Source organism: Draconibacterium mangrovi (assembly GCF_010586825.1).
GTDB lineage: Bacteria > Bacteroidota > Bacteroidia > Bacteroidales > Prolixibacteraceae > Draconibacterium > Draconibacterium mangrovi.
On sequence record NZ_JAAAGB010000003.1, the window covers coordinates 224782 to 250737 of the forward strand.

Consider the following 25956-nt stretch of genomic DNA (forward strand, 5'->3'; position numbering starts at 1 on the left):
CTGAAACTACTTTTTATGACCGGCAGACTCATCATCCTCAATGATATTTTCTTCCAGAATTTGCACCAGCGTTTCTTTTGACAAGCGGCGTTTAATTTCACCTTTTTGTGCAACAGAAATTGATCCTCGTTCTTCCGAAACGACAATACACAGTGCATCGGTATTTTCTGTCATGCCAACAGCTGCACGGTGGCGAAGCCCCAGCGCTTTATCCAGTTCCTTTTGTGTTAGCGGAAGAATACATCCTGCAGCAACAATACGGTTTCCTTTAATAATTATAGCTCCGTCGTGCAGCGGCGAGTTTTTGAAAAATATAGTGCGTATAAGCGCCGACGATATTTTTGCATTGATCCTTTCTCCGGTATTGATCTGGTCGTTTAATTCGTTTTCATCCGCAATAACAATCAGCGCACCGGTTTTTGTTTTCCCCATCGACTGGCAGGCGTCAACAATACTGTCAATCTGCTGCTGATTAATGCTCTTTGGTTTCCCCTGTCCAAACAACTTGTCGAGCATCAATATCTTATTCACATTATAATTGGTACCGATAAACAGCAGGAATTTTCTAATTTCGGGGTGAAAAACGATAATAAGCGCAATAGCACCCACACCAATAAAATAACCCATTATCGATCCCAGCAGCTCCATGTTCAGCGCTTTCACCGTAAGCCAAACCAGGTACAGCGAAAACAGCCCGATAACAATATTAAAAGCTACCGTTCCTTTTATCAGGCGGTAAAGCTGGTAAAGCAAAAAAGCCACCAGCAGAATATCGAGAATATCAAGAAATCGTATGGTTATAAATGCCAGCATCAAATGATTGTTGCTTTAATTTCACAAAATATTTTTACGGCCTCAACCGCTTCTTTTACGTCGTGTACACGCAAAATGTCGGCCCCGCCCATTAATGCCAGGGTGTTGGCCACCGAAGTGCCGTTAAGTGCTGTTTCGGGCTGGGCATCCAATGCTTTCCAGATCATCGATTTACGGCTTAATCCCACCATCACCGGAAGCTGGTACACTTTAAATGCATCGAGTTTATTTAATAACTCGTAATTATGGTCGAGTGTTTTTCCAAATCCAAAACCGGGATCGAGAATCACTTCTTTTACACCCAGTTTATTGAGCTTTTTTACGCGCTCGGCAAAATACTGTGCCACTTCCCGGATCAGGTCGTCGTACTGCGGATCTTCCTGCATATTTAACGGCGTTCCTTTTATATGCGACAGAATGTATGGAACCTGCAATTTCCCAACGGTTTCAAACATATTGCTATCGAGCGATCCTCCCGAAATATCGTTAATGATGATTGGCCCCACCTCATCGATTACACGAACTGCTACCCACGAGCGAAAAGTATCAACCGAAAGCGCCACATCGGGAAAAGCCTTATGGATTGCCTTTACTGCCGGTAACAGACGCGCCAGTTCTTCTTTTGTTGAAACCGTTTTTGATCCCGGACGTGTGGAAACCGCTCCCACATCAATAATTCCGGCGCCATCGGCAACCATTTGCTCAACGGCCTTTAACATGGTGGTTTCGTCTTCCATTTTTCCACCATCGAAAAACGAATCGGGCGTAATATTTATAATTCCGGCAACCACCGGAATGGATAAATCAACTTCTTTTTCGCCAAGATGTAATGTACTGTTTCGTTTAAGGAACTTACCCGCAGACTGCGTAATCAACATAAGAACTGGGCTTTTTTGTTTAACAAATCATTAACTATCTATTAATTGTCGTTAACTACAAATGTAGAATAAAACAGGCCAAATTTGCCATTTTTTCATACTTTTATCCGGCAATTTTAGCATACAAAAATATACAGAACTTAACGAATTGAGCACAATTGGCTCAAGAAGAAGAAAAAAAGACACATAATAATGGACAGAACAAACCAGCAATACGACCAGGTAATTTCAATATGCCGTAATATATTTTCGAAGAAAATGACCGATTACGGAACAGCATGGCGAATATTGCGTCCTACCTCTCTTACCGACCAGATTTACATTAAAGCACAGCGCATACGAAGCATTGAAGAAAAAGGTGTTACAAAAGTTGACGAAGGCGTAAAACCTGAATTCATTGGTATTATTAATTACTGTATTATGGGCTTAATTCAGCTGGAATTAGGAACATCTGACCAGGAAGTACCCCATGAAAAAATTCAGGAGCTTTACGACAAATATTTTAACGAGGCCAAAACGCTTATGATGGATAAAAACCACGATTATGGCGAGGCCTGGCGAAATATGCGCATCAGTTCGTACACCGATCTGATTTTAATGAAAATACAACGCACAAAACAAATAGAAGATAATCAAGGGAAAACACTTATATCGGAAGGAATTGATGCCAATTATATGGACATGATCAATTACTCTGTGTTTGCCATGATTAAAATTGAATTTGAAAACAAAGAATAAACTCGCCTATGAATATTGTTAAGCAACTCGCACGAATTCTTTTTGGTATTGTTTTTATTTTCTCCGGATTTGTAAAAGGAGTCGATCCGTGGGGATCGGCCTATAAATTTACCGACTACTTTAATGCCATGGGGCTCGACTGGTTGCTTTGGGCAGCCTTTCCGCTGGGAGTTTTGCTGGCATTTGCCGAGTTTGCCATTGGGGTGGCTTTTTTATTTAACTGGCGAATGCGTTTGTTTTCGTGGCTGGGTTTATTATTTATGGCCTTTTTTACACCTTTAACACTTTGGATTGCACTAAAGAATCCGGTTACCGACTGCGGTTGTTTTGGCGATGCACTGGTGATTTCAAACTGGGAAACATTTTATAAAAACCTTGTATTTATTACACTGGCAATTATTGTTGTGGTGAATCGAAAATGGTATGCTGAGAAAGTAAAAAGTATAGTTCCGGGCATACTTAGTATCGGTGTTTTTATCGTGTACTTCGGCATTGTTTACCACTCATACAACCACTTGCCGGTTTTCGATTTCAGACCGTACAAAGTGGGCACCAATATTCCGGAAGCCATGAGCATTCCCGATGATGCACCACAGGAAATCTACGAGAATATATTTTATTACAAGAACAAAAATAACGGTGAAGTGAAAGAATTCACCGAAGAAAATTATCCCTGGCAGGACACCACCAACTGGGAATACCACGACATGGAATCGAATTTGGTGCAGGAAGGTTACGAACCGCCAATTCATGATTTCACAATCGAATCGCCCGAAGGAGATGACATAAAAGACTTCTTTATTTACGATGAGAACTATGTGTTTATGCTCGTAGCTTACGACCTGCATAAAACCAGTACTAAGTCGCAGGAAGAGATTAACACATTAGCGCATTGGGCCATGGATAAAGGATATTCGTTTGTTTGCCTCACCTCTACTCTACAGGAAGAAGCAATGGAATTTGCCGAGCAAAACGACGCGCCTTACGAGTTCTTTAATTGCGACGAAATTACCTTAAAAACGATGATTCGCTCGAACCCGGGATTGATCGTAATGAAAGACGGAACCATTCTGGATAAATGGCATTACAACGACATTCCATTACCGGAAGCGGTTGAGGCTGAATTTGAGTAGAGAGTTGCGAGTTACTAGCTGCGAGCTGCGAGTTAGAAGTTAACAGTCGCAGTTATCAGTCGCAGTTATCAGTTGTTTTTACCGCAGAGTTACGCGGAGAAATCACGGAGTTTCGCAGAGAAAATAAACAGCAGACTGCGGAGAATTACAATTTATCAGTTTTACAATTTAACAATGCCGAGGTTCAAGAATCCAGCATCAAGAATCCAGAATCCAGTATCTAGCATCCAGTATCCAGCTTCTCATTCCTCCAATTTTAAATAAACAAATAGTTAATAATATTTAAGCATTATATTCAATACCCCGCGAATCAATAATTTCGGTTAAATTTGTGGTCGATTTTGAAAATCTAATAAACTAAAATTCAATAATATGAGACAAAAGATAGTTGCAGGAAACTGGAAATGTAACACAACCTTACAAGAAGGTGTTGAGTTGGCAAAAGCTGTTGACGCGATTGTAGCAAGCGAAGGTGCTGACGATGTTGTTGTTGTATTGGGAACACCATTTACACACATTACAAAAGTAGTTGAATCGGTAAATACCGACAGAATTGGCGTTGCTGCACAAAACTGTGCTGCCGAAGCTAAAGGAGCTTTCACTGGTGAAGTTTCTGCTGAGATGGTAAAATCAACAGGTGCTGAGTACGTAATTTTAGGTCACTCTGAGCGTCGTGAATACTACGGTGAAACCAGCGAGATCCTGAACAAAAAAGTTGCACTTGCATTAGAGAACGGATTAACTCCGATTTACTGCTGTGGTGAAGCTTTGGATATTCGCGAAGCCGGTACACACAACGAATATGTTGTTAATCAATTGGAAGAAACAGTTTTCCAACTGTCAGCCGAAGATTTCAAAAAAATCGTTATTGCTTACGAACCAATCTGGGCAATCGGAACTGGTGTAACAGCAAGCTCAGACCAGGCACAGGATATGCACGCTAACATTCGCGCTGCTATTGCTGCTAAATTTGGTGAAGAAGTTGCTGAAGAAACTTCAATCCTTTACGGTGGTAGCTGTAAAGCAAGTAACGCAAACGAATTATTCGCCAACAAAGATGTTGACGGAGGTTTGATTGGTGGTGCTTCGTTAAAAGCTGAAGACTTCATCGGAATCATCAACGGTTTCTAGAAAACAATCATATTGCAAAATATTTTAAAGCCATTTTCTGCACAGTCAGAAAATGGCTTTTTAGCTAACAATAAGCTGTTAGTTAGCTATTTTATATAGATAATTACTACATTTATCCCCGTTCTTTCGAAACATCTGCTAGGGTCGCGTTGTTATTCAAAAAGGGCACAGGTTTATTCGTTTATGTCAAACTTTTTATTACATGAAACGAGCATGTAAACAGCACACGCAAGAGGGTTATAAAAACGCGTGCGAATTACATACTAAACCGCTAAAAGAAAACAATTTTATTGTATGAAAAAACTGGTATTATTAGTCATTTTGTTCACCTCATTATGCATTATCAGTTGTAATTCTTCTAATAAGTCGGAAGAGATAGCCTCATACACCTACGAGGAGAAAAAAGTTGAAATGAGCAATGCCTTACGGGTAAAAATTCCGGATTGGGTAAAAGAAGGAAAAGTTTGCTACGGATTGGTAATTCAAATTACAAAAGAAAGAAAACCGATAACCGGAAAACCTGTTAAAGCCAAAGTAGTACAAATTGATGAGAACTCGGTAAAAATGAAAGCCCTTGAAACGGTAATTCTTTACGAAGGGCCAGATCGCAACCTGAAAGGAATAAACAAAGGCCAGGTTTGGGACGAAAAAGAAGGCGACCTTTACCTAACATTTGACGAAGCAGTTGAGGCACTTAAAAAAATGGAGATTTATAAGCCGGATTGATTCTACTCTGAAATTGAAAACACTACAAAATCATTATTAAACCTGTAAAACCCGATTTTCATTCTTTTCCAATACATAACACACTGTTCGTCTGCTACGAAACATAAAAAAACAATAGATTTAGTCCAAACTACATAAAATGCTATTAAGAAATAACAGATTTCTTGTATCTTCAACCTTTCAGAATAATTGAAAATAAATTTATTGCATTTTAGGGGTATTAAAAGTGTACCCTAAATTTGTATGAAATTTGATAAGGTAGAATGAACAATCATTTCTACTACTTTCGGCAAAAACGAGATGAAAAAACAAGGAATGTGTATATGAGAATTTTTACCCTTTTTATTATCCTGTCCCTCATTGCTGGTTACAGTAGTGCACAAAACCCAGTTTTCGATTGGGAAAAAGACACACTTAGCCTTGGAAACACCCTACAAAAAATGACGATAAATGGTGACCATGCCACCATTGCCGGATTCAACAATACTTTTCTTACATCGAACGACGGTGGCGAAACCTGGAACACAATTAACCTGGTAAAACCCAGCTACGATTTAATGGATATCAGTATTAAAAATTCTGTTGGCTATATTATTACCGCAAGAGAAAAATTATATGATGCCGCCCAGGACGTTTATACAAACGGTGTTATCTTTAAAACAACTGATAACGCTCAAACCTGGGTAACATTAGAACCCATTTTTGACACCTTAAATGATCCCGCACTTAATCCGATGGCCGACCTGTGTTTTGGAATGGATTTTCAGGCAGTTGAAACCGTAAATGATACTACGGCTTATTGTGCCGCGCGTTGGTATGAATATATACCCGGAGGAAAAGAGTCTCACTCTGCTGTTTTTAAAACCATCGATGGAGGTTATAGCTGGCAAAATATAAGTGGCGACCTTGGTGGAAGCTCAGTAAGTTGTATTGCTTTTAATGGCGAAAATGGTTTTATTGGAGGTAGCAATATTCTTCTCAAAACAACAGTTTCGGCAGATACTGTTGTCGATATTTTTTCCGAATTCCCCGGTAGTGGCTCTGTGTATATTTATGATATCGAGAATGTAAGTGAAACAGAGGTATTTATCACTACTACAGCAGACAGTGTTTTTGTTACAACGGATTTGGGAAATTCTTATTACGCTTTTAAGGGTATTGTTGGGGCATCTGATATTTATAAAGTAAACGATTCTACCATCGTTGTTACAAATTCAAAAGACTTTTACGTATCAACGAACTATGGTCTCTCATGGGGCAAGCATACGTTTCCTCAAGTGCAATGGGAAATAGGTGGAGTTGCCAATGATTCGTTAATACTATTAGCTGAGAGTGCGATATACAAAGGTGCCGTTCAGGATTTACTCAACGGCGACTTAAATTTTGTAACACAGAATTTAGGTGATGACAAACTTTACAAAACCGTTTTCGAGGGCGATACCTTAACTATCGTTGGAAAGGAACAGAATTTTTACCGTTCAACTGATGGAGGGGTAACCTGGGATTCAAAACAACTACCAGAAGTTCCTGCACTCGAAGAGGTATACCAAAATATTGATTTCTACGGATTAAGTGGAGTTGGAGATGAAGCTTATGCTTGTATTAACCGCCATAAGTTAATGGATTATTCTTCAAGCTCGGGCAAGGAAGATGTATATTGGTCGGGCGGATTATTTTATACCAACGACAACTGGCAAACTTATAATTCGGTTGACATTGCAAAACTGGGCGATGCAAATGAGACAGATCCTTCGGCCAATCCATATCATGATTCGTGCAACGGAGTAAACACTTCTGTTGTTCATTATATTGGCGATGAAACTGTTTTACTTTGGGTACTGTGGAATGACTATTCTAAAGGTAATATGGTGGAACATTCAAGAGTTTTCAAATCAATTGATGCCGGGAAAAACTGGATTCCGATAACTGATGATTTGGGATACAAAAATGTACAGGATATTCAATCAAGAGGAGACTCGGTATATATTGCAGGAGAAGAGGTTCTGCTCTTCTCGGAAGATGCCGGACAAAAATCCCTTGATCCCGCCCCGGTATTCACCGATCTTTATCCTAACCTGGATAGTAACGAAGATGATGAAATGTTTATTAATGCCATTGAACTGGGCAATGCCAATGAGTTCTTTGTGGTTACCACTCGCGATAGCTGTTTTATGACAAGCGACAACGGTGCCACCTTTAAAACAATAGGAAACCTAAAAGGAGCTTTCGATTTTTATAAGTTCGATAATAACTCCTATATCATTATGGGTGTAAGTGGATCGATATTTACAAACGATGGTGGAGCAAACTGGTTAGATTGCGATCCGGGCGAAATGATATATGAAATTGGTGGAGTTTATAACAACAGACTTTATGCACTTGCCAGGAGTTACGCCATTTCAAACAAAACAAACAATTTTGACCTGAAAACAGCAATACCTCAACTTTATACAAAAGCAGAACTAAAGGTTGCTTATGACTCTTATGCTGTTAAGCTAACATCTTCAGAGTATGATATCGAGGCCTGTTCCGTTTACAGTATCAATGGCACGCTGGTAAAAAAATCGATGCCCAACAACCGCATTTTTAAACTAAACAACAATGAGTTTACACCTGGAGTTTACATTGTACATTCAGTAGTAAAAGGCAAACCATACGTGAATAAAGTTATATTGAGATAAAACGGCAACAATTTGGTGTGGTTCCGGGAAAAACTTCATAGCCACATTTTTTGTTGCGACCATTCCAATCATGAAGAAACTGCAAAACTATATCTACGCAACTATTCTTTTACTGTTTGCCTGTATTTTCACTCTAACGGCCCAGGATAAAATAACGGTGAAAGGAATAGTTCTTGATGCTGAAACAAATAATCCCATCGTTTATGCCAACGTGGCACTGCCTCATTTGGGGCTTGGGACTACAACAAACGAGAAGGGAGAATTTACTATAAAAAATGTACCTATAGGAACAATCCAACTTGCAGTTACCTATATTGGTTATCAGAAACTTATTCAAAACTTACACATCTCAGATGATGTTGATCTTAACATTTCGCTAAATCAACAATCGCTTGGTTTGCAAGAAGTGATCGTAACAGCCGAAAGGAGTTCATCAACAACGTCGGCCGCTACCATTAACCAGGAAGCAATCGATCATATTCAGGCTACAAGTTTAAAAGAAGTTCTGCAGTTAATTCCCGGCAATCTTTCGGAAAACCCTGACCTATCAGATCCTAAAAAAATAAGCATCCGGGAAGTTGGTACTGATGTAAACAGTGCACTCGGAACTGCAATTATAATCGATGGCATTCCTCTTTCGAATGATGGGAATATGCAACAAAGTATACAAACAGGTGGATTTGCATCTGTAGCCGGAAGCGGCACCGATTTAAGACAACTTTCGGTTGACAACATCGAATCGATAACTGTTGATATTGGTATCCCTTCGGTTGAATATGGTAACCTCACATCAGGCGCTGTTCATATAAAAACCAAAACCGGAGGTTCGCCCTACACTGTAAAAGCACAGGCCGATCCGCACACCAAACAGTTTGATATAGGGAAAGGCTACCTGTTGCGGAATGATCGTGGAGTAATTAATATCAACGCCGGATATGCCAAATCTTACCAGTTCATTCACAAAAACACCGACGAGTATGAGCGATTTATAGCCTCAACAAAATATTCGAATACGTTCTTTCGAAACCAAAATCCATTAAACCTTGAACTACAAGTAAACTACAACGAAACACTGGATGGTAAAAAATGGGATCCGGATATGAAAGCCGAGGAAGAGCATTATGCCAAAGACCGAAGATTTCAATCCAAACTATCGGCATTATGGTCGTTTAATAATTCCTTTCTGAAAAGTTTATCGTTTGATGCAGGCTATAACCAAACCCGGCAAAAAGGTTTTGAGAAAACACTGGAGGCAAGCAGTTTTGGTCCTAACGTTATTATTTCGTCGTTAATCGATGGAGAACACCAAGCACTTTACGGAGATTCAACCTACTATTCAGAAGTTACGTATGATGGGCAACCATTTGATTTGTATGCCAAACTTAAAGCCGGTTTTTCGCATAAAACCGAAAAAACCACTGGCAATATTATTCTGGGAACCGAATGGAGAACAACGGGCAACAACGGTAATGGCCGCACCTTTGATGTAAACAATCCTCCTGCAGGAACAAGCCTGCGTCCGCGCCCGTTTACCGATATTCCCTCGTTAAATCAATTTTCAGTTTTTGCCGAAGATAAAATGGACATTGATTTAGGTGCAACGCATTTGAATGTTATGGTCGGTATTCGTATGGATAATATTCAGCCAAATGGTCTTTTCTCAAGTGACGGAAGTCTCACCTTTGATCCGCGACTAAATATCGGCTACCATATTATTGATCGAAACAGGGATCATTTTTTTAGCCAACTCAATTTCAGATTGGGATACGGAAGGACTACAAAAGCTCCAACCCTCACCCATCTATATCCTGATATTGTATATAACGACATCAAAAACTTCGATTACTATCCTGATTTGGTTGTGGCCACCACGCAACTATTTGAAGACACAAGAAACTACAATTTAAAAGCTTCTCGTGGGCGAAAATACGAAACCGGCATTGATTTCCAACTGGGAAGTACGACGTCGAGAATTACGGCCTTTTATGAAAAATATAGTGGCGGCTATATCCTCGACAGGAATTATTATTTAATGCCGTATCGTGACTATGAACAACCACCGGCAGATGTTCATCCGTATTTTACTGAAGGAGAAGGCATTTTTTATTCCGATCAGGCGACAGGAGAAACTGTTGCTGTTCCGTACGAGATGGATGCAAAATGGCAAAACTACGACACGTACAGAAATGCGCAAACCAGGATAAAAAGAGGAGTTGAATATACTGTCGATTTTGGCAAGATTAAGGCTTTGCGCACTTCGTTTGTATTTAACGGAGCATGGCTGCAAACCGAATCACACTCAACCAATGCTCCTTACTGGAAAGAAGTTCCTTATACTGTATATGAAGGAAATTCCAGTAAACAACAAGAGTTGCTGGTCAAATTTCCAAACCGTTTGGGATACGGTACTGTAAAAGAAAGGCTGAATACCAACCTAAGCATCATTACTCATATACCTGAGATTAAAATGCTGGTAACCTTAACAACACAAATGATTTGGTACGAAAAAGACCGGCGAAAAACATACGACGAATATAAATTCTATACACTGCAAGAACTTCGCGAATATCTTGACCAGCCCGGGCTGTTTAGTTCGCACAACGAAGGTAATTTCTATTATTACCTTCCAACTGCTTACCGAACTTACGATGACGTTGAACATGAATACTCCATCAGCGATTTTGAAAACACTTTGCACCAACAAGCTATTGATTTAAACCAGCAATACCGTTTTGAAAAGTTAACACTGCCGTCACTTCTGCTATGTAACATTAGAATATCAAAAGAAATAGCACAACGCTTTCAACTATCGTTTTATGCCAATAACTTCCTGAACATTCGTCCTTGGGAGTTAAACGAGCGCGAGGGAAATTATATACGTAGAATAACGAGCCTTATTTTGGGGCTGCAATAAAAATGAATATTTAAAGATGAAAAAACTGATATATCTGATCATGCTGGTTTTAACCGCATGCGAAATTTATGATGAGCCTTCAACCTATCTGTGTGAAGTTTCAGCCTATTATCCGGCAATAATTGATAACGGAGGTCCCATTGCCAATCAAATTATAATCCTGAAAAACCAGCAAACCGGAAGGGAATACAAAGCGCAAACAAACGACAACGGACAGGCAGTTTTTAATGTACGTGGCGGTAACTACGATATTTCAATTTCATTTGTAGAAGAACATGTTATCGACATTTCAGGTTTCCCAAACGAGAGAGACCTTATATTTTTTGGCAATACAGCCAACGAAATAATAACTGAAGACAATATTTCAATTTCCCTGAATACCGAATACTCAATTAAAAATGAAGGTTTTGTTATAAAAGAGCTTTATACTTCAGGAAGTTTAACTCCCGAAGGAAAGAATTACACTGCCGACCAGTTCGTAGAAATCTATAACAATACAGATCAAATATTATATTCTGATGGTTTATGTTTCGGAGTTGTAATAAATACCACAACCTATAAACCAACTCCCTGGGTAGATGAAAACGGGAACCTGTTGCCCCGTATTCCTTTGTGGAGTTTTGTGGCTATTGTTCCAGGTTCAGGAGAACAACATCCGGTTCAACCGGGAGAATCTATTGTCATAGCTCTATCCGGTCTAAACCACCGCGATGATCCCAACGGGAATCCGAACTCAATTGATCTTTCTATTGCAGATTGGGAAATGGTAGTTGATGATGGCAAATACGTTGATATTCCAGAGGTTCCTAATATTTTAATGCAGAGACTGACAATTGGAAATGCAATGATTATGGATAGCCGCGGACAGCCAGTTATAATTTTCCGATTACCATCTGACGATCTGGAAGCAATGTTTACAAATCCTGATAATTTTATGATGAATCCAACGGGGAGATTCAACTGTTTTATGGTTCCAACAGAATGGGTAATCGATGGTGTAGACAATTTACGATTGGATGATCGTGGTGCCTATAAACGCCTTCCCGGAATTATTGATGCGGGCTTCGTTCAGCACAATGCCGGACATTCAGGTGTTTCTATCCGCCGAAAAGTACAAGAAGTTGTTAACGGGCGTACCATCTACATGGACACCAATAATTCCTCAAACGATTTTCGAACCAACCAAATTCCGGCACCGGGCGTAATTGCAACAGAATAAATGAGCAAAGTAAAGTACATAGCACTTTTTATTGTGGTTTGGACAGCCACTACCTATTTCGGACAAGCAATTGCCAATGAAACCGATTCATTGCAATCTTCGCTTTCTTCCGAATCGATGTTATTGCTCAAAAGTCCATGGTCATCCTCTGAAAATGCTGCCGGATTGCAATTTATTGATATCACGCAACGACTTGGAAAAGCATCACTTTTTTACCGAAAAGACAAAGGTAATTTCCACCGTTTTCAGGAAGCTGATGAAAACCTTCAGTATGGCTTTTATACCAACGGCTACACAACTTTTCAGCACTGGAAGTTTTATGGCGATTTTAGTTATTACAAACACCTTGAAAAAGATATTCTGTGGACTGATGTAATGCACCCCTACAACGATAATCCATACACCATTGGCGATGATATTGGAGGAAAATACCGGAAAGAATATTTTGAAATGAATGCAAAAGCCGCCTGGCATATCAGTAACGCCCTTAATTTTGGTTCTGAAATGAATTACCAGACCGGCGTTGGTACCCGGCGGAAAGATCCGCGCCCGGTGAATAAAGAAACCAATTTTAAATTCAAACCCGGCTTGGTGTATACTTTCAATCGATTTAATCTCGGATTAAATTTGAAAATTGAAACAGCCACTGAAGACATCAATATTGAACTGGTAACCGATTCAGCATACACGTACTATAATTTCAAAGGATTGGGTACATTTTCATCCACATTCGAACGTGATCCCAGAATACATCAATCAACAACTTTTGGCGGAAGTTTGCAATTCGGTTTCACAGGTAAGAAACTGCAGAATATGACAGAGATTGGTTTCTTTCAAAAAGAAACAGATATAAAACGAGGAGAAAGTGTTCCCCTGCAAGTAGTGCTATTGGAGAAGTTCCAAACCGATGTTAATTCGGTATTTCTAATCAATCCGAATAAACAATCAATTAATCGTTTAAAGTTCACTTTTAATGATAAGCATATTTACGGACACGAACCTGTTATAGAGCCTAAAGTTGTTCAGGAGAATTTTCAATGGGAAACCATTACAAAATACGTATTGTACTGGCATAAAGAAAATACTGTAGGTTTAACCTACGACTATTTAAAACTGGTTGACAACAACCATTTTAACTGGGGAACAAGCTTTGGGGGAAATATTTACACAAGCGAAACGAAATACTTTTTTGTACCCGAAAAGAATAAACAGAAGCTGAATTATTATATGCTGAATGCAGCTGTAAAAAAAGAGATACTGGCTTCGTTTGCCAACATTGTAATCGAAATTAACGGTGCATACCAAAATGGTTTTAACAGTAGTTTTCAACTGGTTGAAGACGAAATATTGCAACAAAGCGTAAATACGGATTTTGTTGAAACCGATTTCAATTATTTCAATAATGGCATGGCTGAAGCGGGACTTTCTGTTAGTGTAGGGAAAAACATAAAGCTTTACAGTAAAAACATGCAATTGTATTTGGATACCGGCTACAAGAAGCAGTTCTCGCAAATGCCCGGAAATCCAAATCGTAGTTTTGTTGATTTGCAATTCGGAGTTAACTTTTAAGCTTATGAGTAATTACGCAATTGAATGTAAAAACCTAACCCATTACTACGGCAAAAAGCTGGTTTTCGAAAACCTGAGTTTTAACGTAAAGGAAGGAAGTATACTCGGGCTTTTGGGCAAAAATGGTACGGGCAAAACCACTACTATTAATATATTGAATGGTTTTCTGCAACCGCAAGACGGAGAGTGCCTGATTTATGGTGAGAACTCGCAAAACTTATCTCCGCAAAACAAGGCGCGAATTGGTTTTCTTATCGAAGGGCACATTCAGTATACTTTTATGAATATTCATCAAATCGAAAAATTTTACTCGAAGTTCTACCCTAAATGGGATAATGAACCTTATTGGCATCTGATGTCAAAGTTACAGGTTTCACCTAAACAAAAAATCTCCAACATGTCGTGCGGGCAACGTTCGCAGGTGGCACTGGGGCTTATTCTGGCGCAAGATCCCGATCTGCTTATTCTCGATGATTTTTCGATGGGACTCGATCCCGGCTATCGCCGCCTTTTTATCGATTACCTGCGCGAATATGCCAAAGAAAAGAAGAAAACCATTTTCACCACGTCACACATTATTCAGGATATGGAACGCCTGATCGACGATTTGCTGATCATGGATTTTAACCGCGTACTGGCCCAGCGTAGTGTAAAATCGTTTATGCAGGAGTTTAAACAGTTTCACTTGGAGCTTGAAAATCCGGACATCGATATTTCGAACGAGGAGTTTGTAGTCAACTGCGAAAAAGTGAACAACAAGCTGGAATTGTATACCTACGAGTCAGAGGAAAAGGTTCTGAACTTTCTGAAAAACAAAGGAGTTGCACACAAAAACTTTCGGCAGGTGGAGATGGGTTTGGAAGATGCATTTATTGGACTAACCGGAAAATATTAGCAAAATGTGGAAATCGATTATATACAAAGAATGGCTAAAAATCAGGTGGTTTGCAATTATTTACGCAGCACTTGGTATTTTGGTTGTTGGAAATATATTTCTAAAAGGCCAGCACGATTTTGAATTCAGTCAGGAGGCTTATTATTGGTATAGTATTCTTTTCAATCAATACCGGTTTTACGAATACAGTTTGTTCAAATTTGTTCCGCTTATTGGAGCATTGGCCATTGCCTTAGCCCAGTATTTTCCCGAAACTGTAAACAAAAGAATAAAGCTCACTTTTCATTTGCCGGTTAATGAAAACAAAGCGCTGATGGTGATGATGTTGTTCGGAGCATTTTGCCTGTTCGCCATCGCTGCAGCTCAGCTTCTGCTGTTTACAGGATTGAGCCTTGTGTATTTTCCTGCAGAGATTGTTCAATCGGCCTTAATTTCAATTGCTCCCTGGTTTTTATGCGGTTTTGTAGTTTATTTCCTGACTGCATTAATCGTTATGGAGCCGGTATGGAAATACCGTTTTTTATACCTTTTGGTAACTGCCACTTTTGTGCCTCTCTACCTTCAAACAGCCGCTGCGAGAGCCTACTCTCCTGCCCTTCCGCTGTTAGGTGTATTTACGGTTCTGTTGTCAGTTGCCTTGTTGTTTTCGGGATACCGGTTTAGAAAAGGAGAAATGTAATATGGTAAAAATCAGCAGATATATCTTAGTTCTTACCGCCGTTGTTGGGTTGTCGGTTGTGCTGCCTCAATTTTACCGGATGGCTTTTGAAAAACCAGGCAGAAATCCATTGATACAATACAGCTGTATCGATCATGACTTTATCATCCTTCGACCGGATGCCGACGATAAATGGACGAACCGCGAAGGAACAAAACTAACACGTGAAGCCTACGAAAAGAAATTGCCACTAATGCACACGCGGCAATTGGTTATGGATGGAACGATGCCCGATTCGATAAATGGAGAAAAAATTAATATCCAACACGCCGGTATATTTCGATCAAACTTTAGGATAACGCCAGATGAAATTCATGCGCCGAAACCCAAACTCTATCCTTTATTCGAATCGCAATCGGGCCGTGCAAATCTGGAAATGCCCAACGACTTTTTTCGCATTACCTGGCGCATGGAATTTATCGATGCACAAACAAACAGAATTCTCGAAGACAAAAGCCGGATGTTTTCGGCCGTTTTATATAACCGGGGTTTTAAGTTCCCGGCAACATCGATAAACGGTATTCCTACCACCCGAAAATCGTGCGACGAAGGTTATCTGGTAATCGATTCTGCCAATCAGCTTTTTCATATAAAAATGGTTAAGGGAGAACCTTTTGTTCGCCAGGTTGAACTTCCAAATGGTATGAAATTCAAAACCATCCAGTGTGTTGATTTTAGCGACAAACTTTATTACGCCTATTTATTTACCGAAAATAATGAGCTGTATGTATTGACTCCATACGATTATATGTTGGAAAAATTTGAGGTTGATGATATCAATCCTGATAAATACGAAATTCGAATCTACGGCGATTATTTTAATTTTAATGTTATAACAATTGGCAACGGATTTATAAGAACGCAGGTTGTAGACCGCGACCATAACAAGGTTGACGAATATGCTGAAACCCGCCCAACTTATGACACGCGCCCTGAAGGAAAAATTGCACAGTTGCTGTTCCCCGCCGAATTAAAAATGACTGATGACAATTCGAGCTATGTGAATTTCTTTCTAAAAATGAGCAAATCGTATTGGTGGCTTATTTTAAGTCTGGTGCTAATTATTGCGCAATACTTCATCATCCGGCAGCGAAAGAAAAATATCAGAACCGAAATTATTGACCTCATGCTTATTGGACTTACCGGAATATTTGGTTTTATCGCCGTAAATATCTTTCCCAATAAATTCATTGATTAAAGAACAAGCAAACTTCCAAGAGTAAACATCAGTGGATGTTTTTTTATACCTTCGCCGCAAATACCAAACAAATGGATTACCAAAAAATAAGTATACAAATCACCCCTTTTCAAGAGTGGGTACGCGATGTTTTAAATGCTCAGCTGGCCGAAATCGGTTTTGATAGTTTTGTGGAAACCGAAACCGGATTCGACGCATTTATTCCCGCAACTTCATACTCCGAAGAAAGTTTGAATGAAGTTCTGGAAGATTTCTCCGGCGATTTTTCTTTTGAAATTCAATCGGAGTTTATCGCCGATCAGAACTGGAATAAAGAGTGGGAAAAGAACTATTTCAAACCACTGATGATTGGCGGCGAATGCCTGATCCGGGCACCTTTCCATACGGAATATCCGGAGGCAAAATACGAAATAGTAATTGAGCCCAACATGGCTTTTGGTACCGGAAACCATGAAACCACAGCGTCAATAATCGCATTGATTTTGCAGAACGACCTCACCGGAAAAACCATTTTGGATATGGGCTGCGGTACGGGAATCCTTGGCATTTTGGCCTCGATGAAAGGTGCCAGGCAAATTACGGCTATCGACATCGACAAATGGTCGTACGAAGGAACTCGCGAAAATGCAGCCTTAAATAATATCACCAATATCAATGCAAAACTGGGAGACGCCGGTCTGCTTGGAAACGAGAAGTTTGATTTGATTTTTGCCAACATTCATAAAAATGTATTGCTAAACGACATGGAAGCATACTTCAATGTATTGAACGATGGCGGAACGTTGATTATGAGTGGTTTTTACACCGAAGACATCAAAGATATTAGAACAAAGGCTGAAAGCCTGGGAATGAAAGATGCCGGTTTTATGGAGAAAAATAACTGGGTAGCCCATTCGTTTATTAAAGAAGATTGATGAAGATTGAAAACAGATTGATTAAAGATTGACTGATTCGTCTTTGTTCTTTAATCAATCTGCTCAATCTCATTCAATCTACTATCAATCTTATAAAACAAACCATGCAAGACCTTTTTAATTACTTTGTGAAACGCTGCGATTCGTTGCATGAGAACGAAGTACCAAAATCAATTACCGGCAGGTTAAAAAGGCTCAACCGTAAAGACAGGGAGGCACTAAAAAAGCTGCTTATTGAAAAGGGAAAAGAGCTGGAATTATCCGGTCATAACCAGGTAATTTCGTGGTTGGAAACCAGCCTTAACCTAATTAATGAACATGCTTTTCACTTTAACAAAGTATTTTTCAGCCCGGGGAACGACATTAAAAATGAGATTAAAACCCTGCTCGATCACGCCTCACAAACCGTTGACCTGTGCATTTTTACAATTACTGATAACGAACTGGCGCGTAGAATAGTTTCCTGCCATAAACGTGGAGTAAAAGTGCGGATCATTACCGACGATGAGAAAATGGAAGATAACGGATCTGAAATTGCCAAACTAGCCGAAGCCGGAATTCCTGTAAAAATCGATCATTCGCACTACCACATGCACAACAAATTTGGCATTATCGATAATAAAATTGCAATAACCGGCAGTTTTAACTGGACTTACACTGCCACCAAACACAACCAGGAGAACATGGTGGCTACCACAAAATTTGAAATTGTAGAACAATACTACAACGAATTTAACCGCCTCTGGAACGAGTTATTCGATTTTAAAGGTTTATAATTTCGGTACCGCTTCGTGGCGAGGTAACTCCCATATTTCAAGATCACGAATTTCTTTTCCGTCGATTACAAAACGCAGAGCGGTACAAACTTTATGAAAGCCTTTGTATCCGGCAGCTCCGGGATTCATATGCAAAAAGTTTAGCTTTTTATCATAGATCACTTTTAAAATATGTGAATGCCCGCTAATAAAAAGATCGGGCGAATTGGTATAAATATCCGGTTTTACATAGCGCTCGTAGCGCCCCGGATAACCGCCGATATGCGTTATCCAAACATCCACATCCTCGCATTTAAAACGCTGGTGCATCGGGTGAACCACACGAACATCCTGTCCGTCGATATTTCCGTAAACACCACGTAAAGGTTTAAATTCAGCCAATCGATCTGCCGTTTCTATATTTCCAAAATCTCCGGCATGCCAAATCTCATCCACCTTATCGAAAAAAGTAAAAATACGCTCGTGAATAAATCCGTGAGTGTCCGATAACAGTCCAATTCGTCTCATTAAAATTTGTCTTAATGCCACAAATTAAGTTAAATTTGTTTTAGACAACTTCTACAGCTTAATAAAAACCGGATTTAACTTTTTATAATTCCGTTTTGGCGGGGAAGATTCACATTCTAAAATTAACACGATGATTACAATTGTAGCCAAATTCATAGTACACAAAGGACAGGAATCAACATTTTTGAAACTCATTGAAGAATTGGGAGAAGCATCTCGCGCCGAGGACGGAAACATTGAGTATGTTTTGCATAAAAAAGTGGACGATCCGTCAACCTATTGCCTGATTGAAAAATGGAAAGACCAGGCAGCTATCGATTTTCACAACAATACCCCGCATTTTACCGGTACTGTTCCTAAAATTGTAGAATTGGCAGAAGTTAGCATTGACCTTTACGAACCGGTTTAAAAATGGCTAACCAGACCGCTGCTCCACTCAGGTTTAGCATCGGTCTTTAATTTATATATATGAAACAAGTAGTAATCGTACGACATGGCAAAGCTGTACCTTACGGGTACGAAGATGATTTTACGCGCGACCTGCGTGAACGTGGTAAAAACGACGCCAAACTGATAAGTCAGGATCTGAAAAAACAAGGAGTAATTCCGGATACCATTATTTCAAGTCCAGCCAAACGAGCGTTTAAAACGGCCATGATATTTGCCGAAAACCTCGACTTCAAACGCCAGGACATTATTACTGTTGAAGATATATACGACGGGCTTAGCACCGACGAATTTTTGGAGCTGATACATAAACTAACACCGAGTTCCAATACGGTATTCTTCTTCGGGCATAATCCGGGCTTTTATTACTACGTGTGCAATTTGCTCGAAGAATTTTACAGCGACATGCCAACCTCATCAACCGTTGGAATAAATTTCGATGTTGAAAGCTGGGAAGAAGTGGAAGCGCGAAGTGGGAAACTGGCTTTTCATTTGGTTCCACGTATGTTTAAATAGCAGTTTTTATTTTCATTTTTTTTAAACTTTAGTTTACTTAAATCATTGAAACTTCCTGTTATTACTTAATTATATTTTCTAAATTAGCACTACTGATACGAAATTTTCCTATTCTATATTCCAATTAATCAGGATATTGGATCGAATTGCTTATGTAGAATGGAGAAATCGACAAAAAAACTCAAACTACAAGAGGAAATTGTTGTTAGGAATGGCATACAATGTAAACAGAAAATAGAATAAAACATGGATGAATTTTTGGCCGCAAGAATGCAAATGGCCGTTTCGTTAGGATTTCACATCGTATTTGCCTGCATAGGAATGGTAATGCCGTGGTTTATGTTTGTTGCCGAGTGGAAATGGCTGCGAACAAAAAATCCGGTTTATCTCGACCTGGCAAAAGCATGGGCAAAAGGTGTGGCAATATTTTTTGCCGTGGGTGCCGTTTCCGGTACCGTATTATCTTTTGAGTTAGGTATGTTATGGCCCACATTTATGCAACACGCCGGCCCCATTTTCGGGATGCCCTTTTCGTGGGAAGGAACTGCTTTCTTTGTGGAAGCTATTGCTCTAGGATTGTTTCTTTATGGCTGGAAACGACTGAACAAATGGGTTCACCTCTACACCGGAATGGTTGTGGGGATATCAGGTGTGCTTTCAGGAATTTTTGTGGTTTCGGCCAATGCCTGGATGAATTCTCCTTCGGGTTTCGACTGGATTGACGGACAAGCTTTTAATATCGATCCGGTGAAGGCGATGTTTAACAAAGCATGGTTCTCGCAGGCGCATCACATGACCATTGCAGCCTTTTCGGCAACAGGATTTGCCGTGGCCGGAGTACATGCTGTTCTATACATGAAAAACAAGCTGGAGATTCATGCCAAAGCCATAACAATAGCACTGGCATTTGCATCAGTCGCTGCCGTTCTTCAACCCATAAGTGGTGACCTCGCCGCCAAGAACGTTGCCAAACTGCAACCGGCAAAACTGGCTGCTTTCGAGTCGCATTTTAAAACAGAAGAAAAAGCATCGCTAATTATCGGCGGAATTCCTGACGTTGAAAACCGCGAAGTAAAATACGCGATTAAACTACCCGGATTCCTGAGTTTTCTTGCGCACGGCGATTTTAATGCTGAAGTAAAAGGTCTGGAAGAATTTCCGGAAGAAGAATGGCCACCGGTACCGATAACCCACTATTCTTTCCAGTTAATGGTTGGGATAGGAATGTTTTTAATGCTGATTGCCGCCCTGTTTTTTGCCGGAACCTACAAATGGAAACACTGGTTTGAAAAGAAATGGTGGCTGCGTTTGCTGGCCATCGCTACCCCGCTTGGGTTTATTGCAGTGGAAGCCGGCTGGGTAGTTACCGAAGTTGGTCGCCAGCCGTGGATCATTTATGGCATTATGAAAACAAAAGATTCATTAACGCCGATGCCGGGCATCCAGTACACTTTTTACACTATTACTGCGGTTTATGTCATATTAACTTTTGTAGTTACCTGGCTGTTGAGCCGGCAAATACAACTATTACAATCAAAATATCTGAAAAATGGCTGAAGCTAATCTCATTATACTTGTTATTTGTTTAATGCTTTATGTATTGCTTGGCGGCGCCGATTTTGGCGGAGGTATTCTCGAACTTTTATCGAGAGGTAAAGCATCAAAAATTGTGTCGCGAGCCATTGCTCCGGTTTGGGAAGCCAATCACGTGTGGCTCATTTTGGTGGTGGTAATCCTGTTTGTTGGATTCCCATCGGTCTATTCCACCGTTCTTACGGCATTGCACATTCCTGTACTGCTGGTGCTGCTTGGTATTATTGCCCGTGGATCAGCGTTTACCTTCCGCCATTACGATATCGACGAAGAACGTCCGAAAGCTATTTATTCGGCCATATTTCGCTATTCCAGTGTTTTCACCACCTTCTTTTTAGGAGTAACCGTTGGAGGACTGATCTTAGGCGAAATAACGATGGATTATCAACTTGGTTTTTACCAGGTATACATCCACCCGTGGTTAAACTGGTTTTCGGTAAGTATGGGCTTATTTATGGTATTGTTATTCGCCTTTCTGGCTGGTATTTTTACCGTTAGCGAAATTGAGGACAAAGACTACATCATCTACTTTACCCGTATGACCAAACGCCTGTTGATCTCGCTGGTGGTAATGGGAGCAATAGTTTTTGCAACAGCCAAAGTTGCCGGTCATCCACTGCTAAAAGACTTTATCAACTCGCCCATAAGCGTAGCCTGTATTGTTATCGCCACGCTGGCACTTCCGGCGTTCTGGTATTTCCTGAATAAAAACAAGGGCAACTGGCTACGATTAACTGCCGGGCTTCAAACTACACTGATCGTTACCGGATGGTTTGCCATTCAGTTTCCGGTGCTGGTAAAAACAAAAAGTGGTCACGATATTACCATTCAGGCAGCTAAAGCACCTGAACAAGTACAGCTATTCCTGTTAATTGCTTTGATCGTCGGTGTGTTGATCATTTTCCCGGCAATGGGATTTTTGTATAAAACATTTAAGTTTAGTGAAGAACCGGAATCGTAAATTCACCATTCCGGTTTTTAACCACTTCGTTATTTCGAAAAAATCAGAATAACATTTTTACTAACTTTGGCACTTGAAAAAGTTTTGAATCCATGCAATTATTTTATGTCCCGACTATTTCAGGTGCCGAAGTTATTTTAGATGAAACCGAATCGAAACATGCCGTTCGTGTTCTTCGCTTAAAAGAAGGCGACGAGATTGAGCTGGTAGATGGAAAAGGAGGATTCTACAGAGCAAGAATCACCGATGCCAATCCGAAAAAATGCCAGCTCAGCATTATTGAATCGCAAACTGAATTTGGCAAAAAGGATTTTCATTTACACATTGCCATTGCACCGACCAAAAACATCGACCGCACAGAGTGGTTTTTGGAGAAATGCACCGAAATTGGGATAGATGAGGTAACTCCTCTACTCACGGAACATTCGGAACGTAAAGTGATAAAACCCGAACGTTTGGAGAAAATCCTGGTTTCGGCCATGAAACAATCGGTGAAAGCTTACCTGCCAAAACTAAATGAGCTAACAAAACTTTCCGACCTTCTGACTCAAGCTACTGAAACAAAAAAATTCATCGCTCATTGTAATGAGGGCGAAAAACCTCATCTAAAAAATGTGGTAAAACCGGGTGAAGAAGTGCTTATACTGATTGGTCCTGAAGGTGACTTTAGTCCCGAGGAAGTGGAACTTGCTTTGGAAAATGGATTTGAAGCCATATCATTGGGAAATGCCCGCCTGCGAACAGAGACCGCCGGAGTGGTTGCCTGCCATATTGTAAACCTGGCAAACGACTAACAGGGCAATTATCAAGATCTGAGTCTTTTAGCTACTGATCATTCCTGAGTTTTATATACTGCGCCGGCGTATCCATGTCTTCTAAAATATCTCCGCACGCAATAGCTTTTACCTGATGTATATAATTCCTGAAGATCGTTTTAGCACCTTGTTTCCCGCTTAATTCTGAGAGTTCCTTAAAGTAAAACCGGTCGAATATTACCGGAACGCCCTGCCATCCCAATTCGGCTTGCGAAACGATAATTTGCTGGTCACCCGGTTCGAAATCAGCAAGTAGCGTATTTAAATGATCAGTTGTAATCAAGGGCTGGTCAATCAAAGTTATCAGTACGGCTTTACAATCAGGAAATAATTGATCAACAAATTTAACTCCGGCAGCAATGGAAGTTCCCATTCCTTGTTCCCAGTTTTCGTTTATGGTGAATTTAACAGGCAGATCATGTAGAATTGGAATAATATTTTCAGCCTGATTGCCTAAAACCACAACTACCGGATTGCCTGTGCTCAATAACGTGTTTAACTGGTGTTCAATTAAGCTTTGTCCACCCCAGCGCAATAGTGGTTTTGACTGCCCCATTCTTAATGAAGCACCTGCTGCCAACAATACTATTGGAATATTATTCATGAATTGCACCCATTTTTTCGCGCAAAGCCACGGGTTTTTGCTTACGTACCACGCTTAATATTTCAGCCAAAACAGAGATCGAAATCTCAGCAGCGTTTTCAGCGCCAATGTTTATTCCGGCCGGTCCGTGGATCTGTTCAATAAACTCAAACGAAAGATCAGGAACCTGCTCCAATAACATCGAAATAATACGTTCCCGGCGGTTTACTGAGCCCAGCAAACCAATATAAGCCGGGTTGATATCTTTTAAAGCCATTAAATACTGAACATCCTTATTAAAACTGTGTGTCATTAAAACCACCGCTGTTTGTTCATCGATGGCAGAAGTATCGATAGCATCAAACGAAGGAGTGATCAACGCTGCTGCTCCCGGAAAATAATCGCATGATTTCGATTCCTCCGGCGAAGCAACAACCGTCACCTCCCACCCCAGTAATTTTGCGGCCTGACTGAGTTGAACGGCATCATGCTCGGCGCCGAAAATAAAAAGCTGGAACAAAGGTTCGAAAGTTTGTGAGAAACACTTTTGGTTTGCAGTTTCATTTTTTTCAAATTTGGAATTCAACGAGTAGTTGACACCATTAATTTGAAGCACCGAACCGACATTATTATACTCTCCAACTTCGGTATAAAAAAACGAATCCATACGGAAAGGTTTTCTGCTTTCCAGTTGATTTTCAAAAGCTTTTGTAAGTTCTTCCGAAAGAAAAGCGGGTTCAATCAAAACATGAATAATACCCTCGCAACCAATCCGGTACCGGCCATCGTAAGTAATAATTTTTGGCTTATTGGTACGGAAAACACTTTGTGCCTGTCGTTCAATTTCGCTTTCCACACAACCGCCGCTAACTGCTCCGACATACTCACCATCCTCACTGATCAGCATTCGAACACCGGGCCTGCGGTATGATGAACCTTCAAGGTCGACCACAGAAACAAATACGGCTTTTTTATCAAGTAGTTGCCACGATTTTAACGTATCAAACAGTAGTTTCAGTTCGTGCGTCATATCAATATCGTTAAAGGTTAGTTTCGTTCGGCAAATTTCAATTCACCTAAATAAAAATACATCAAATATTTATAAACCAAGATTATAACAAGAAAATGATTACTACTGTTCAATAAAATACCAATCTTCGATGGATAATTTCCGACTAACTAAAAATTGTCACAATCAAAATACCTATTAGTCTGAATTAACTGAACAAATCAGCGATTTTCAAGTTAAATAGACATGTTGAAAATTGAAGATAAACTGGGCAGAAGATTTGAAAAGCTAAGGATAAGTCTCCTGAACTCGTGTAATTTTTCATGCGTTTATTGTGTTGACAATGAGTTTGATGAAAATGCAAACCTTCAACCCGATCAAAACGGCGCTGATCAACCTATTTCAGTGGAAGAATTTACACAGTTGATTCAGGCAGTACACCGCTTAACGGACCTTAAAAGCGTTCGGTTAACCGGCGGCGAACCTTTGCTTTATTCCAATCTTTACCCACTTATTGAAAACATTAAAAAGCTCGGCATTAACGATATCCGGCTAACCACCAATGCGTTTTTCCTAAAAGAAAATGCCGAAAAACTGGTGAATGCGGGAGTAAATTCAATCAACATTTCAGTGGATGCCATCGATAACAAAACTTTTGGGAAGATTATACGCCGATCGGATACTTCGCGGGTTTTCCAGGGTATTGAAGCAGCTGCTAAAGCAGGATTAAATATAAAACTGAATGCTGTTATTATGCGGGGAAAAAACGATTCGCAGATTGTTCCGCTACTTGATTATGCCACCGAACTTGGGGTAAAGATCCGCTACCTGGAATTGATGAAAATGGGGCATTTATACCATTCGGAGAACGGACTTTTCTTTCCTGAGAAAGAGATTCTTTCAACGATTCAGGAAAAATACGAAATTGAAGAAATGAGGCGCGAGCATGCATCAACAGCACATTACTGGCGTACTTCAAACGGTGGAGTTTTTGGGATTATCGCCAATGAATCGACACCATTTTGTCACGACTGTAACCGTTTACGCTTGGATAGCAACGGCTACTTTTTTGGCTGTCTGAGCAATGCCCACGGCGAAAAACTGATGCCGTATATCGATAACGAACAGCTACTTGCTGAGAAACTGAAAGGATTACTGATGCTTAAACAAGCAGTGAAATTCCACGGCAGCGAATTATCAATGAGAAATATAGGAGGCTAAA

General features: G+C 40.1%; 24 protein-coding genes. 19 read left to right on the forward strand and 5 right to left on the reverse strand.

All coding sequences use genetic code 11. The annotated features are described in order from the left end of the window. Positions 1–6: 6 nt before the first annotated feature. The gene (gene cdaA / locus G4420_RS10390; protein WP_163323580.1) at positions 7–813 is read right to left on the reverse strand and encodes a diadenylate cyclase CdaA; all 807 of its coding nucleotides are present in this window, start codon (positions 811–813) and stop codon (positions 7–9) included. Continuing rightward, positions 813–1691 carry a dihydropteroate synthase gene (gene folP / locus G4420_RS10395; RefSeq protein WP_163323581.1) on the reverse strand — a complete coding sequence of 293 codons (879 nt, stop codon included), beginning with the start codon at positions 1689–1691 and terminating at the stop codon, positions 813–815. The genes cdaA and folP overlap by 1 nt, the downstream gene beginning before the upstream one ends. 192 nt (positions 1692–1883) lie before the next feature. On the opposite strand from folP, the gene G4420_RS10400 reads away from it, so the two are divergent. From G4420_RS10400 to G4420_RS10460, 13 genes are all read left to right on the forward strand, one after another. Further along, the gene (locus tag G4420_RS10400) at positions 1884–2429 is read left to right on the forward strand and encodes a DUF1599 domain-containing protein (RefSeq protein ID WP_163323582.1); all 546 of its coding nucleotides are present in this window, start codon (positions 1884–1886) and stop codon (positions 2427–2429) included. Positions 2430–2437: 8 nt separating this feature from the next. Continuing rightward, a complete protein-coding gene (locus G4420_RS10405; RefSeq protein ID WP_163323583.1) occupies positions 2438–3562 on the forward strand; it encodes a BT_3928 family protein in 1125 nt (374 codons plus the stop codon). A 372-nt stretch (positions 3563–3934) separates the two neighbouring features. Further along, positions 3935–4693 (forward strand): triose-phosphate isomerase, encoded by a 759-nt coding sequence (tpiA, locus tag G4420_RS10410; RefSeq protein WP_163323584.1) that lies wholly within the window; start codon positions 3935–3937, stop codon positions 4691–4693. A gap of 294 nt (positions 4694–4987) precedes the next feature. Beyond that, positions 4988–5419: a hypothetical protein gene (locus G4420_RS10415; protein WP_163323585.1), complete on the forward strand. Its 432-nt coding sequence runs from the start codon at positions 4988–4990 to the stop codon at positions 5417–5419. Positions 5420–5742: 323 nt separating this feature from the next. Then, positions 5743–8100 (forward strand): WD40/YVTN/BNR-like repeat-containing protein, encoded by a 2358-nt coding sequence (locus tag G4420_RS10420; RefSeq protein WP_163323586.1) that lies wholly within the window; start codon positions 5743–5745, stop codon positions 8098–8100. Between the two features lie 70 nt (positions 8101–8170). Then, positions 8171–11014, forward strand: a complete 2844-nt coding sequence (locus G4420_RS10425; RefSeq protein ID WP_163323587.1) for a TonB-dependent receptor — start codon at positions 8171–8173, stop codon at positions 11012–11014. 16 nt (positions 11015–11030) lie between these two features. Continuing rightward, positions 11031–12233, forward strand: a complete 1203-nt coding sequence (locus G4420_RS10430) for a DUF4876 domain-containing protein (protein ID WP_163323588.1) — start codon at positions 11031–11033, stop codon at positions 12231–12233. Then, positions 12234–13802 carry a DUF6850 family outer membrane beta-barrel protein gene (locus G4420_RS10435; protein WP_163323589.1) on the forward strand — a complete coding sequence of 523 codons (1569 nt, stop codon included), beginning with the start codon at positions 12234–12236 and terminating at the stop codon, positions 13800–13802. It begins immediately after the preceding gene. A 4-nt stretch (positions 13803–13806) separates the two neighbouring features. Then, entirely contained in the window at positions 13807–14697 is an 891-nt protein-coding gene (locus G4420_RS10440) for an ABC transporter ATP-binding protein (RefSeq protein ID WP_163323590.1), read from the forward strand. 4 nt (positions 14698–14701) lie between these two features. Beyond that, positions 14702–15376, forward strand: coding sequence for a hypothetical protein (locus G4420_RS10445; RefSeq protein WP_163323591.1), 675 nt, complete (start codon positions 14702–14704; stop codon positions 15374–15376). Positions 15377–15455: 79 nt separating this feature from the next. Then, positions 15456–16613: a DUF4857 domain-containing protein gene (locus G4420_RS10450; RefSeq protein ID WP_163323592.1), complete on the forward strand. Its 1158-nt coding sequence runs from the start codon at positions 15456–15458 to the stop codon at positions 16611–16613. Positions 16614–16684: 71 nt separating this feature from the next. Beyond that, positions 16685–17527 (forward strand): 50S ribosomal protein L11 methyltransferase, encoded by an 843-nt coding sequence (prmA, locus tag G4420_RS10455; RefSeq protein WP_163323593.1) that lies wholly within the window; start codon positions 16685–16687, stop codon positions 17525–17527. Positions 17528–17631: 104 nt separating this feature from the next. Next, positions 17632–18303 carry a phospholipase D-like domain-containing protein gene (locus tag G4420_RS10460; protein WP_163323594.1) on the forward strand — a complete coding sequence of 224 codons (672 nt, stop codon included), beginning with the start codon at positions 17632–17634 and terminating at the stop codon, positions 18301–18303. Here G4420_RS10460 and G4420_RS10465 read toward each other — a convergent pair. Then, positions 18298–18810: a metallophosphoesterase family protein gene (locus G4420_RS10465; RefSeq protein WP_163323595.1), complete on the reverse strand. Its 513-nt coding sequence runs from the start codon at positions 18808–18810 to the stop codon at positions 18298–18300. The two genes, G4420_RS10460 and G4420_RS10465, sit on opposite strands and share 6 nt — an antisense overlap. Positions 18811–18940: 130 nt before the next feature. On the opposite strand from G4420_RS10465, the gene G4420_RS10470 reads away from it, so the two are divergent. From G4420_RS10470 to G4420_RS10490, 5 genes are all read left to right on the forward strand, one after another. Beyond that, positions 18941–19219: a putative quinol monooxygenase gene (locus tag G4420_RS10470; protein ID WP_163323596.1), complete on the forward strand. Its 279-nt coding sequence runs from the start codon at positions 18941–18943 to the stop codon at positions 19217–19219. 59 nt (positions 19220–19278) lie between these two features. Beyond that, entirely contained in the window at positions 19279–19773 is a 495-nt protein-coding gene (locus tag G4420_RS10475; protein WP_163323597.1) for a SixA phosphatase family protein, read from the forward strand. 246 nt (positions 19774–20019) lie between these two features. Beyond that, on the forward strand, positions 20020–21330 hold the full coding sequence (locus G4420_RS10480; RefSeq protein WP_163323598.1) for a cytochrome ubiquinol oxidase subunit I: 1311 nt from the start codon (positions 20020–20022) through the stop codon (positions 21328–21330). Beyond that, positions 21323–22327, forward strand: coding sequence for a cytochrome d ubiquinol oxidase subunit II (locus tag G4420_RS10485; protein WP_163323599.1), 1005 nt, complete (start codon positions 21323–21325; stop codon positions 22325–22327). The genes G4420_RS10480 and G4420_RS10485 overlap by 8 nt, the downstream gene beginning before the upstream one ends. Positions 22328–22419: 92 nt before the next feature. Continuing rightward, positions 22420–23121, forward strand: coding sequence for a 16S rRNA (uracil(1498)-N(3))-methyltransferase (locus tag G4420_RS10490; RefSeq protein WP_163323600.1), 702 nt, complete (start codon positions 22420–22422; stop codon positions 23119–23121). Between the two features lie 31 nt (positions 23122–23152). On the opposite strand, the gene G4420_RS10495 is transcribed toward G4420_RS10490, so the two are convergent. Together G4420_RS10495 and G4420_RS10500 are read right to left on the reverse strand one after the other, a co-directional pair. Then, positions 23153–23746: a nucleotidyltransferase family protein gene (locus G4420_RS10495; RefSeq protein WP_163323601.1), complete on the reverse strand. Its 594-nt coding sequence runs from the start codon at positions 23744–23746 to the stop codon at positions 23153–23155. After that, entirely contained in the window at positions 23739–24755 is a 1017-nt protein-coding gene (locus G4420_RS10500) for an XdhC family protein (protein ID WP_163323602.1), read from the reverse strand. Before G4420_RS10500 ends, G4420_RS10495 begins: the two co-directional genes overlap by 8 nt. A 225-nt stretch (positions 24756–24980) precedes the next feature. Here G4420_RS10500 and G4420_RS10505 point away from each other — a divergent pair, with 225 nt between their 5' ends. Then, positions 24981–25955, forward strand: a complete 975-nt coding sequence (locus G4420_RS10505; protein ID WP_163323603.1) for a GTP 3',8-cyclase MoaA — start codon at positions 24981–24983, stop codon at positions 25953–25955. Position 25956 lies beyond the last annotated feature (1 nt).

Bases quoted from the DNA above. Each gene is read 5' to 3' on its own strand.
- folP (WP_163323581.1), bottom strand. From the start codon at position 1,691: ATGTTGATTACGCAGTCTGCGGGTAAGTTCCTTAAACGAAACAGTACA.
- G4420_RS10475 (WP_163323597.1), top strand. From the start codon at position 19,279: ATGAAACAAGTAGTAATCGTACGACATGGCAAAGCTGTACCTTACGGG.
- G4420_RS10400 (WP_163323582.1), top strand. From the start codon at position 1,884: ATGGACAGAACAAACCAGCAATACGACCAGGTAATTTCAATATGCCGT.
- G4420_RS10440 (WP_163323590.1), top strand. From the start codon at position 13,807: ATGAGTAATTACGCAATTGAATGTAAAAACCTAACCCATTACTACGGC.
- G4420_RS10405 (WP_163323583.1), top strand. From the start codon at position 2,438: ATGAATATTGTTAAGCAACTCGCACGAATTCTTTTTGGTATTGTTTTT.
- tpiA (WP_163323584.1), top strand. From the start codon at position 3,935: ATGAGACAAAAGATAGTTGCAGGAAACTGGAAATGTAACACAACCTTA.
- G4420_RS10495 (WP_163323601.1), bottom strand. From the start codon at position 23,746: ATGAATAATATTCCAATAGTATTGTTGGCAGCAGGTGCTTCATTAAGA.
- G4420_RS10450 (WP_163323592.1), top strand. From the start codon at position 15,456: ATGGCTTTTGAAAAACCAGGCAGAAATCCATTGATACAATACAGCTGT.
- G4420_RS10425 (WP_163323587.1), top strand. From the start codon at position 8,171: ATGAAGAAACTGCAAAACTATATCTACGCAACTATTCTTTTACTGTTT.
- prmA (WP_163323593.1), top strand. From the start codon at position 16,685: ATGGATTACCAAAAAATAAGTATACAAATCACCCCTTTTCAAGAGTGG.
- G4420_RS10415 (WP_163323585.1), top strand. From the start codon at position 4,988: ATGAAAAAACTGGTATTATTAGTCATTTTGTTCACCTCATTATGCATT.
- G4420_RS10490 (WP_163323600.1), top strand. From the start codon at position 22,420: ATGCAATTATTTTATGTCCCGACTATTTCAGGTGCCGAAGTTATTTTA.
- G4420_RS10470 (WP_163323596.1), top strand. From the start codon at position 18,941: ATGATTACAATTGTAGCCAAATTCATAGTACACAAAGGACAGGAATCA.
- G4420_RS10445 (WP_163323591.1), top strand. From the start codon at position 14,702: ATGTGGAAATCGATTATATACAAAGAATGGCTAAAAATCAGGTGGTTT.
- G4420_RS10500 (WP_163323602.1), bottom strand. From the start codon at position 24,755: ATGACGCACGAACTGAAACTACTGTTTGATACGTTAAAATCGTGGCAA.
- cdaA (WP_163323580.1), bottom strand. From the start codon at position 813: ATGCTGGCATTTATAACCATACGATTTCTTGATATTCTCGATATTCTG.
- G4420_RS10430 (WP_163323588.1), top strand. From the start codon at position 11,031: ATGAAAAAACTGATATATCTGATCATGCTGGTTTTAACCGCATGCGAA.
- G4420_RS10435 (WP_163323589.1), top strand. From the start codon at position 12,234: ATGAGCAAAGTAAAGTACATAGCACTTTTTATTGTGGTTTGGACAGCC.
- G4420_RS10480 (WP_163323598.1), top strand. From the start codon at position 20,020: ATGGATGAATTTTTGGCCGCAAGAATGCAAATGGCCGTTTCGTTAGGA.
- G4420_RS10460 (WP_163323594.1), top strand. From the start codon at position 17,632: ATGCAAGACCTTTTTAATTACTTTGTGAAACGCTGCGATTCGTTGCAT.
- G4420_RS10420 (WP_163323586.1), top strand. From the start codon at position 5,743: ATGAGAATTTTTACCCTTTTTATTATCCTGTCCCTCATTGCTGGTTAC.
- G4420_RS10485 (WP_163323599.1), top strand. From the start codon at position 21,323: ATGGCTGAAGCTAATCTCATTATACTTGTTATTTGTTTAATGCTTTAT.
- G4420_RS10505 (WP_163323603.1), top strand. From the start codon at position 24,981: ATGTTGAAAATTGAAGATAAACTGGGCAGAAGATTTGAAAAGCTAAGG.
- G4420_RS10465 (WP_163323595.1), bottom strand. From the start codon at position 18,810: ATGAGACGAATTGGACTGTTATCGGACACTCACGGATTTATTCACGAG.